This is a genomic window from Paracoccus sp. SY (assembly GCF_002901215.1).
GTDB classification, from domain to species: Bacteria; Pseudomonadota; Alphaproteobacteria; order Rhodobacterales; family Rhodobacteraceae; genus Paracoccus; species Paracoccus acridae.
The window spans coordinates 1-9,830 of record NZ_NWMQ01000067.1 but is presented as its reverse complement, the minus strand read 5'-3'; the positions used below and the strand labels follow the sequence as shown (position 1 = coordinate 9,830).

The 9,830-nt window shown below is 57.1% G+C and carries 5 protein-coding genes; 1 reads left to right on the top strand and 4 read right to left on the bottom strand.

Annotation, left to right across the window (positions count from 1 at the left end):
• Nucleotides 1-98: 98 nt before the first annotated feature.
• The 4 genes from CK944_RS20495 to repA form a co-directional block, all read right to left on the bottom strand.
• Nucleotides 99-707 carry an IS3 family transposase gene (locus CK944_RS20495; protein ID WP_256388172.1) on the bottom strand — a complete coding sequence of 203 codons (609 nt, stop codon included), beginning with the start codon at nucleotides 705-707 and terminating at the stop codon, nucleotides 99-101.
• 2,835 nt (nucleotides 708-3,542) lie between these two features.
• Entirely contained in the window at nucleotides 3,543-4,649 is a 1,107-nt protein-coding gene (gene repC / locus CK944_RS20490) for a plasmid replication protein RepC (protein WP_103174914.1), read from the bottom strand.
• A gap of 229 nt (nucleotides 4,650-4,878) precedes the next feature.
• The gene (repB, locus tag CK944_RS20485; protein WP_103174913.1) at nucleotides 4,879-5,883 is read right to left on the bottom strand and encodes a plasmid partitioning protein RepB; all 1,005 of its coding nucleotides are present in this window, start codon (nucleotides 5,881-5,883) and stop codon (nucleotides 4,879-4,881) included.
• The gene (repA, locus tag CK944_RS20480; RefSeq protein WP_103174917.1) at nucleotides 5,883-7,064 is read right to left on the bottom strand and encodes a plasmid partitioning protein RepA; all 1,182 of its coding nucleotides are present in this window, start codon (nucleotides 7,062-7,064) and stop codon (nucleotides 5,883-5,885) included. The genes repB and repA overlap by 1 nt, the downstream gene beginning before the upstream one ends.
• Nucleotides 7,065-8,287: 1,223 nt before the next feature.
• On the opposite strand from repA, the gene CK944_RS20475 reads away from it, so the two are divergent.
• Complete coding sequence (locus tag CK944_RS20475) at nucleotides 8,288-9,295, top strand: purine nucleoside permease (protein WP_205049127.1); 1,008 nt, start codon at nucleotides 8,288-8,290, stop codon at nucleotides 9,293-9,295.
• Nucleotides 9,296-9,830: the final 535 nt, after the last annotated feature.

Genomic DNA, 9,830 nt, shown 5'->3' with positions numbered 1-9,830 from the left:
ATCCGTGCCTTGCGGAGGGAGAGATTATTGATTTTCAACCAAAAGTGGCTCAGGTTTGGAGTGAACCCCTCGGGCTGGACCACATCGCACCATCTGAACTAAGCCGCCTTCTGGGCGAACAGGGCTTCGAATTCCTCGGGGGTTCGGTAGCTGGGGGCCGAGTGCAGTCTTTTCGAGTTGCAGATCTGCTCAATGAATATCGGCAAGCGGGCGGCCACATCGGCGAAGGTCTCGTATCCGGCCCGGTAGGCCTCCTCCAATTTTAGGGTCTTCATGAAGCTCTCGGCCTGTGCGTTGTGATAGGGGTTGCCGGCACTGCTCATCGAGCCGCACAAGCCCGCAGCCTCAAGAGCGACACGATAGCGCTGAAAGGCGTATTGGCAGCCACGATCGGCATGTTGGATGCAGCCCTTTGGAGGGTTTCTGTTCATGACGGTCGCGTGCAAGGCAGCAAGCGCCAGTTCCCTATCCAGGTGCCGCGACAGCGCATGTCCTATGACCTTGCGGCTGCAGGCATCCAGGATGACGGCCAGATAGCAAAAACCGATTGCGACACGGATGTAAGTAAAGTCTGCGACCCAAACCATGTCCGGTTGATCAGGAATGATGTTGCGATACAGGTTGGAGAAGATCGGAGAGTCGTGCCGGCTGTCGGTCGTGCGCACAAAGCGCCTCCAGGGTTTGATGCCCAGTCCCGTCGCGTGCATGCTTGTGGCTGCTTCACACAAACCACGGTCTACCATCAGCCGGAAGCGCAGGACGTCATACCGTCCGGGACAGGAAGTAGGGCGCAAGCCGATTACCCCATCCGGAGCCCAGCGTGCGGAATGCATCTCTTTTGCATTGTAACATATTGAATTAACTATGTACCTTTGGATGTTTTTGAAATGCTCGACGCTGTTCAACGTGTACTGTTGCTTCGGTGCCGAGCCTGTTGTTCCGAGTTATGTTTTGAGCAGCCCCGCTCACCGGCGGAGCTTTTCCTGCCTTTCAGCCGGGATTTGCGTCTTCAACCCCAAGCTGTATCACTACCGTAGATTGCGGCTATCGTATTGTTGTCTTCACGTGGGTTCCTAGCTCTTCCACGGCCGCTGCAAGAAACGAAGGTCAGCGCTGTGACACGGGTCATCTGATGAAGCGATGTCATAATGTAGGAAACTGTTCTCGCTAGCACAGCCGCGCCGGTTATGCTCACAGCCGTCTCCATCGACAGAGCCATGCACGTCACTGGTGGCATCTTCGCCAATCCCCGAATTCTTCTTGCCCCCGAGTGGGCGATCATCTCCGAACCCCTGCCCGCATAGCTCGACTCCATCCATCGGCTCGACGAATGCCTGTCCGCCCTTAATCAAACTCCTCGATCCGGAAATAGGTGTCCTCGACTCGATCAAAGTAACAGGACTTTCCGGAGCATGAACATGAGCATGGCCTAGGCTGCCGCAAGCTCCGGGTGATGAGACGCGTGCTCGGCAATCAGCATCTACGCATAGGCCGCTTCAGGTTTCCCGCTGCCGTCCAATGTCCCCTCTGGCAAGGCCTACAGAAAGGTAGTGGCAGCTGCCATCATAGCGTCTGAACTTTGCCCTCCGAAATTGAACAGATGGTCGGCCGGAGTGCAGGTCAGTCTGAAAGCCCGAAACTTTAAGGGGGAAGTTGAAAACGCAGCCGGAGCAGATTGCTCCCTCTCTAATTGACCGCGGTCAACGTTGCTGGCGCGCAGCTCCCAATCGTTTATGGCCGCCCAATCTGCCCCAGCTTCGATCAGACCTATGGCTTAGACCCAGAACGGGGAAGATCCGTCGTGTCTCTGTAGCTGCTGGTCCACTACAACGCTGCTTGGCCGCTTCGTGCGAATATAGGTCCCCCGGAAAAAAAGGAGCTTCTGTCCATTGACCGTAGCCAACTGAGCCAGGCTAAGGATTCCTGCTTAAATCACGGCTTAGCCAAATAACAACCGAGGCCTAGGTGTCATGAGGCGGAATGAGACTCGCCGCCTTTCGATAGTGAAGCCCGTCTGGACTAGGAGGCCGCTGATGTTCATCCGTGGGATTCGCCATAACCAAGATGGCATTGCTTGCTGCTAGCGCTCGTGACCCCTGATCGACGGAAGTGGCGGCGTCTGCTTGATAGATGGAAATTGACCGCGGTCAATTTCCTGCAATGGCTCGACAGATAGATTCTACTCTAACTTCCTGCCCACGAGCGCGGACCTGTATAGCTTATGACAAAAACATCTCCACCGGACTACGAATTTGAGCTATGGCGAAAAGCAGCGGCACCGATTCGTTGAGTTGAAAGATGGCCCTGTTCAATTGACCGCGGTCAATTACCCGTGAGACTAAGGGTTTATTGACCATGGTCAATCGGCCTCTACCGACGCGAGTAGCAGGTGCCACTCGATTGCCTCAAGCATAATCGCTCGGTTGCATTGCTCTACCGACGACCTTTCTCCCAACGCGCTGCGAGTTATTCCTCTGGTGCTACCCTCAGAGGTGCTGAAAAGCACATGCACAACTTCGTACGAGAAACGGTTCGCTCGACTGCTAGTAATCGGACTGCTCCGTCCTACGGAGAGGACTTCATAATCGACAGAAGCGAAACTGTGGTCCGATTTCTGTTTAGTTCGCCTCCCAAATGTCGCACACATGTTGCTTTTGGAGTGAGGTTGAGGCGACTGAGACCAAGCTTGGAAGTAGGGTCAGAAGAGCTACACCGCTCTATCAAACGACTGCTACCCACGTCGAAAAGGCTGACCACTCGCCCACTGAGGATGCTCCACGGCAAACCGGCTAGGGCCAGCAACCAATACTATACTGCATCGCTGAACATAAAAATTGACTTGGTATTGACCGCGGTCAAACTATGCCAGGAAGCCTACGGACCATGTCGGAAAGCGCGAAAGCCGGCCTTCTTCCTTTCTCTCGCGGGCAGGGTAGGTGGGTACGTCCGCCGTTGCCTCGGATCAGTACCTGTTCATATGTCTGACTATGGTCAGTTGGCGAGCGGAAGGCCCGCAGCTAGAAAGACCTTAGAAGATTTGCCGGTGGCAATATGCTGTGACTAGAGCCGATCGTCGCCGCTGATGCAGCTTTAATTTCCTGAGTTACTTAACCCGGTTAGCGGGAATGTACGTCTACATGCAGTGCTATAAACAAAGCTGTTTGCCACGCAATTGCTTTACATATCGCTTCTACTCCTCTGCTACCCGCGACTTTTATATGAAGGAGGACTGGGGGCGATGACTTACCGTCAGTCGTTGCGACAGTTCCGTGATGAGCCCTCGGCCAGCAGGAATGAGGGCCGAAATGATTGATTGACCACGGTCAATGCCATACGCTGCCCTAGGTAGTGCCATCTCGAAAGAAAATTATTTGACTTCAAAGGATTATAACAGGAAGGCTCGTGGGCGTGAAGCTGGTGCTACGGTTGAACGCGTAGGCAGGGGAGGGCAGGGGATGCATCGATATGTCGCACACTTCTGGCTCTCGACAAAGGGATAAACCCAGTAAGAAGCTAAAGTAGTTTCGAGTTTCTGAACTCCTTCAGACAGCCGGTCTGTAGTTGTTGCCGGAAAGACGAAGGAGGAGGCTCATCGGATCAAAAGTACTCGCTCGTTTTCCGATCATGACTGAACGGAAATAGGCTGGCATGTTTCTGATTCGGTTACCCATCTGCAAGATCAGCAATGTAGACAAAGCGACGCGTGGCTTTGTTAGCTCAGTACAGGCTTGTTCATAGCATTTTCGGTCTATGCCCATCATCGGCGCGAGTTGGCAAGCTAGTCTCTCCAGATCATGGGTCGTCTTGACGGGCTCTACCGCAAAGGCCATTGCTTCGCGGCATGTCTTGATCGTCAGCGCCATCAACTGTTCATCGTCCATCTTCTGCGCTGATCTTTTCAGATCTTTGTTTTCTAATTGTGAGTTAAGATGGTGGCGGACATTTTGCCCGTCAGAGCCGGATCTTTCCGTTGCTGCCTCATGATTCACTTCAGTGAGATCTGCGATCGGGGACAGCTGTTTCTGTTGCGTCACAGTTGCTGGGAGCTCTTGGATCAAGGCCTCAGCTTCTTCGATGGCAGCCAGGTAGTCGCCAACTTCCATCTTTCGCCGCAGTGCTTTCCGGACAGCATCTGTAAAGTCGACCTGGTCGGCCTGCAGTCGCGCCAGCAGCGCCAGCAGCCTCTTGCGGAGGTGTCTACACCTGGCCTGGGCGATCTCGATTTCATCTGCTGCCGCGATAATCTCATGGCTACGGGCAAGGAAAGGAGAGAGACTGAACCCGAAGGCTTGCGCCTCTCCGGTAACGGGGTCTGTCGATCTATATCGTTTGAAGTTCGAGCTGTCTTGGCGCGTAATAAAACCCACCTCGACGAGACGGCCGATGTGGCGTCGAAGCGTCCGGTCGTCGTCGAGAACCGCGCGCTTTTGAATGGACCGGTTCGAGGCAAAGACAACCGGCTCGCCCCCTTCTTTGAGGAAGGAAAGCAGGGCGCAAAGGGTATGGACCGCTCCCGGGCTCAAGCCGAAGAGTTTGCGTGCTTCCTTGAGTTTGTGGAAGGTGTTCCATAGGTGATCGCGATTGACCGTGTCCAATCCAGACGCGGGCACCAGCCGTCCGGCCGGGAAAGCAGCTTTAATGGGTTTCATGGCTGTTGCGCTTCGACCGTTAGCCCATAGGTCATCGCCCCGCAAACACGAGTTTGTGCTGCAAGATGCCGTTCACCGAAGCCGGTGTTATTGACAGGGCGATGGAGAAGCTGCTATCGAAGTAACCGACCAAAGTTTATCGATAGGGCTCTCCGGGTGACTGGGGGGCCTTTTCTTTTACGGTCTCATGCTTCTCCTTGTCTCATGGTTTCAGGGTACGGTGGGCGGGTCAGGATCCGTCGCACGAGGCTTTTTTATCAAGCTTGGATCCGTCTTCCAGCCAGCGTTGGTGCATTTCGAGAGCAAGCCTCTCGGCGTGCTCTTCCAGCCACTGGCCGAATTCTCGGTCACGCTTTGTGTCGATGCTGATCGTCACAGCATTCCTGGCCCGGCGGATCGTGCCGAGCCTTGCGCCACCGGAGAGTTTCACAACCGAACTTTGACCGCGGTCAATCGACCGTGGTGCTGGCACCTCCGCTGCCGACCTCTCGGCATGATCCAGTACGGCCTTCAGGCGCTCGTCGCTCTCGACACTTTCACTAAGGCTCCCAAGAAGTTCTTGCAGGGTATCGATGAGACCGGCATCTGCCCGGACGAGTTCGGCCAGCCGCATCCATGGCCTTCGGCCGCTTCCATGAGCCGCACCGATGGCACGGATAAGATCGTCAGGCAGGGTTTCAGCGATCACGCCATATCTCGAGACAGTAGTGGCGTCGATGCCGAGAGCTTCCTCGATGACGGCCGACTCGTAGCCTGCTGCTCTGAGATCGCGGACGAAGACAGCCTTCTCGATGAAGGACGGATCCAGACGGATACTGTTTTCTTGTCCTTGGGCGGTGACCGCCGCCCGGTCGTCCATGTGGCGCAGAATAGCCTTTGCCGGCATCCCAAGCTGCTTCAGTGCGGCGAGACGCCGCCGACCGTAGACAACACGAAACCGCCCGGGGGACTGTCCAGGGCGGATAAGGATGGGGACTTGCTGTCCATGTTGTCGGATGCTGTCCGCGAGCTTCCTGATCGATGCCTCGTCCAAGCCTAGACGGTCGCTGGGCCCATCGTCTTCTACATGAGCTGGGTCAACTTCCCGGATCGAGTTGGCGCTCAACTCGCGCAGTCCTTCGCGCAAGCCGCCCAGGGCGGGGGACACAGCTACGCTTGCGGCAGGAGCCGCCGCGCGAGCCGGCTTCTCCTCTTCGTCTGGGTCCGGAATGGCACCAAAGATCTTGCGTCCCATCAGCGGCCCCACACTTTCTGGATGGCCAGCTCGAGTTCGTCAGCGACGCCATTCATGCTCGACAGAGCCCTCTCCAGCGTCTTGCGGACTAGCTGCCCAGGATCAACTTCATAGATCGTTTGCTGCGTCATGCCTGCGTCGGAGATGGCTGTCGATTTCAGCATTGGTTCTGTTAGCACGTTCGGGCCCAGGATCGTGCGCAGGTAACCTGCCATCTGCGTTTGGGGACCGTCTGAGGGCTCATAACGTGTAATAAGGAACCGCATGAAGTCCCAGCTCACCGGTCGGCTGATACTCTCCTCGACCGCCTTGATGGTCTCGGACGCCAGCTTCAGGAACTGGCTCATCGAAGCAATATCAAGCATGCCGGGCACCACTGTGACGATCAGGCCTGTTGCCGCAGTCAAGGCGGTCAGGGTGATGAAGCCTAGTTGCGGAGGGCTGTCGATGATGACGAGATCATAGTTGTCCTGGACTGCCTCGATTGCCATGCTCAACCGGTCTGCAAACAGGGGAAGGACTCGCTTGCTCAGCGCCGCCGCTGTCTCCGTCTCGTATTCGGACAGCATGAGGCCGGCTGGGACCATGTCCAGGTTGTGGAAGTAGGTCTTGCGGATCACGTCCGAAAGCGGAACCGGGTCCGCATAGCGAATGGCGTCATAGATCGTCCCACCTTCGCCGAATTCCAGTTCCGGCCGGTGCCCAAAATAAGTTGTCAGGCTGGCCTGCGGGTCCATGTCGATGGCGAGCACGCGATAGCCGCGGAGCGCCCAGCGTTGAGCAAGATGGGCACAAGTCGAGGTCTTGCCTGAACCCCCTTTGAAATTGCAGACGACAATAGTCTGAAGCTTGTCCTTACCACCATTTTTCTTCGATCGCCCCGGCCTGTATAGACTGGGGTTCTTGCCGACCGTCGACATGATGTCTCGGATTTGGTCGATTTCCTGAGCCGAATAGAACCGTTGCCTACTTTTTTTGTCTTCTCCCTCTTCGTCCAGGACTTCTGGAAAGGTTCCATCCAGATGTTTGGTCCTGAGATTTGAGGGGCTCATGCGCAGCAACTCGGCAACTTCACGAGCTCCAAACTTGCGCAGTTTCTTGCCATTCTCTGGCCGATAGGCCAATTTCATCTGGCGATCGAGGGAGTCAGCAAGGCTGTCAGCGTAAATGCCAATGTCCATGGCGCCTACGTCCGACCTGAAGTCCACCAACTGGTTCACGTCTTGCTTCACGGCTCCTCCGGACGATTCGGAATTCTGACGGCGCTTTCGTCTTTTGACCCGTTTTTGCGTCACTTGGTCAAGTCGCGTCCTGCCATCTTGATGCGTCTAATGAAGTATTGGCATGGGCGTGTGATTCCGGCAACGATTCTCCTGTCTTACCCATACTTAACGGGACCTTCGCAGGCGACCAGGCTTTATGCCGTCTGCTCGCGTCGAGCACCGAGTTTCCTGACATGGGGTCCGTAGGAGCGGGTGCCGGCACTCCCAGCCGCCTCCGCCGAGCCAGCAAGAATGCCTCCACAGAACGGCGCTCCGCGCCTTATCATGTAAGTCCCCTGGTCAAATGTCAGCACGACATCAAGTGCGGCAACCTCGGCCGCCTCGCCACAGCGCCGTGTGGTGTATCCCGGACCATCGCCGCCTCACGGTTCGCCCGATCTGAACCCTCGCCTACTATCAGCTCCCACATCGGCGTCTTGATTGCCGCCGGGTGTCTGCGCCGCTGCACGACAATGAAGCCACCGTGAGGCGGGGCACGTTCGAACGGCCCATTGCAGCCGATCAGGCCAGATAATGTGCTGCGCTGCAGCTTTCCTGGACCGGACATTCATGATCGCTGCAGAAAGGTAAGCAGGGTAGGGGAAGGGGGCCGTGATTAGGACGCCTTGGCCGAATGGCTATCCCGCTGACCGTGTAGATCTGCCACTGGCACACGTACACATGAGGCGCTTCCTGGCGCCCGCCGACATTCTTAGGCAGGGGCTGTAACGGCAGGGTACGATCTGGCGGCCTGCTCTACGGCGGCATCACGCCAGCCGTATGGGCGATCGGGGCGTCGTGCTCCACGCAAGCGTGCGCAATGGCTAATGCAACGATAACTACACTGCAGCTTTCTGGAAATGTATACGTTTATCACAGAATCCAATTGCCAGCACCGGAGGCTACATGCATGCCATGACCCGCGTCTTCCGGCAAAGGCCAGCTTGACCGCATGCGCAGCCTGATCTGCCTCAGCAAACGTAAGCGGCAGGATCAGGTGCCGTGATCGCGATATATTGTCAGGCTCAACCAGCACGGCAACTTCGGTGCCGACAAGACGTGATGCATCCCCTATGCTTCACCGCAGTTCCCCCGCCCCGGCCGCGCATGTCCGAGGGCGCAGACACTTGAATGGAAAATGCATGCCCCTTATGCGTCTCGGTTTTGTCCTGACTACTGCCCTCCTGCCTGCTGCCGCTGCAGCGGATGTTATCGCTCCAAAGGTCATGGTGATCGCGATGTTCGATGCCGAGGCCAAGCCTTGGCAGGACAATCTGGACCTGCCGAACAAGGTTCAGGTTCCCGGTTTGCCGGAAAGCGCCAATGAGGTCGCCTGCAATGCCGACCTTTGCCAGATGACCACCACCATGGGCTTTGCAAATGCCGCGGCCTCGACCATGGCCGTGGTACTCTCGGACAAGTTCGACCTGACAAAGACCTACTTCATCGTGGCAGGCATTGCCGGTGTTGATCCTGAAAACGGCACGCTCGGGTCGGCGGCCTGGGCTGACTACGTCGTCGATGCAGGACTTGTTCACCGCATCGATGATCGCGAGGCGCCGGCCGAATGGACCAGCCAGATCGTCGAACTGGGCGCGAAGAAGCCTGATGAAAAGCCGGGCTGGAGCGCCGGGACCGAGGTGTTCCCGTTGAACCCGGCCCTGGTGGAGGCTGCCTATGAGGCCAGCAAGGACGTCGAGCTTAGCGACAACCCGGATGCAGCGGTCTATCGCGGCGCCTACAGCCAGGATGCTGCGAAGGCCGATCCTGCCGTTATAGTCTGCGCCTCGGTTTCCGCCGACACCTACTGGCACGGCGCGATCACCGCCAAAGAGGTCGAGGACCACGTCTCGCTTCTCACGGATGGAAAGGCGGATTACTGCATGAGCCAGATGGAGGACAACGCCACGCTGGCCGCGCTTCAGCGGGGCGCGCAAGCGGGTCTGCTGGATTTCGACCGTGTCGCTGTGTTGCGAACGGCGTCGAATTTTGACCGCGCTCATGAGGGACAGAGTACAGCCGAGTCCCTGGCTGCGAAGTCCGGCGGCTTCCCGGCTGCCACCGAAAATGCTTTCCGCGTCGGAAACGCATTCGCGCAATCTATCATCGCGGATTGGTCGAGCTACGAGAAGGGCATATCCAAACCGTAAGGCGTTATCCTGATGCCCGCAGCCCCGCGCCTGAGCTGTAGGCAGAGGGCGGGGTATATCTGCCGTCTATTTCCTCGGGTGTGAGCTGCCGGTCGCGCGCTTTGCACAAAATGCGAGAGACCCTCGACGCCGCCCCTCACGTTGCTGGCGTGGCCGAGTCCGGACGTAGAATGGTAGCGTGCAGAAACAGGTGGGGTGCCATGCAATTCGGTGCCAGTCAGGTGACGGAGATGCTTCCGGTTCGCGATCTTGCTCGGGCGCGCGTTCTATGACTCGGCCCTGGCGCTGCCTGCAGGAGAGGAACGGCCTGATGGAAAGGTGGTCTATCACTGCGGCGGCACAGAGATTGACCTGTTTCACAAGCCTGAGGGGATCAAGGCAGAGCATACTGCGCTGAGCTTCAGGATGAATGATATCCGTGCAGCGATTGGTGAGCTTTCGCGATCCCGTCTCACCCGGCCTGTATGCTGGGCGGTCAAGGAAGGTGTGGCTGCGCCTTCAGCAAGGCCACCACCCGGTCCGCCATGCCGACGCA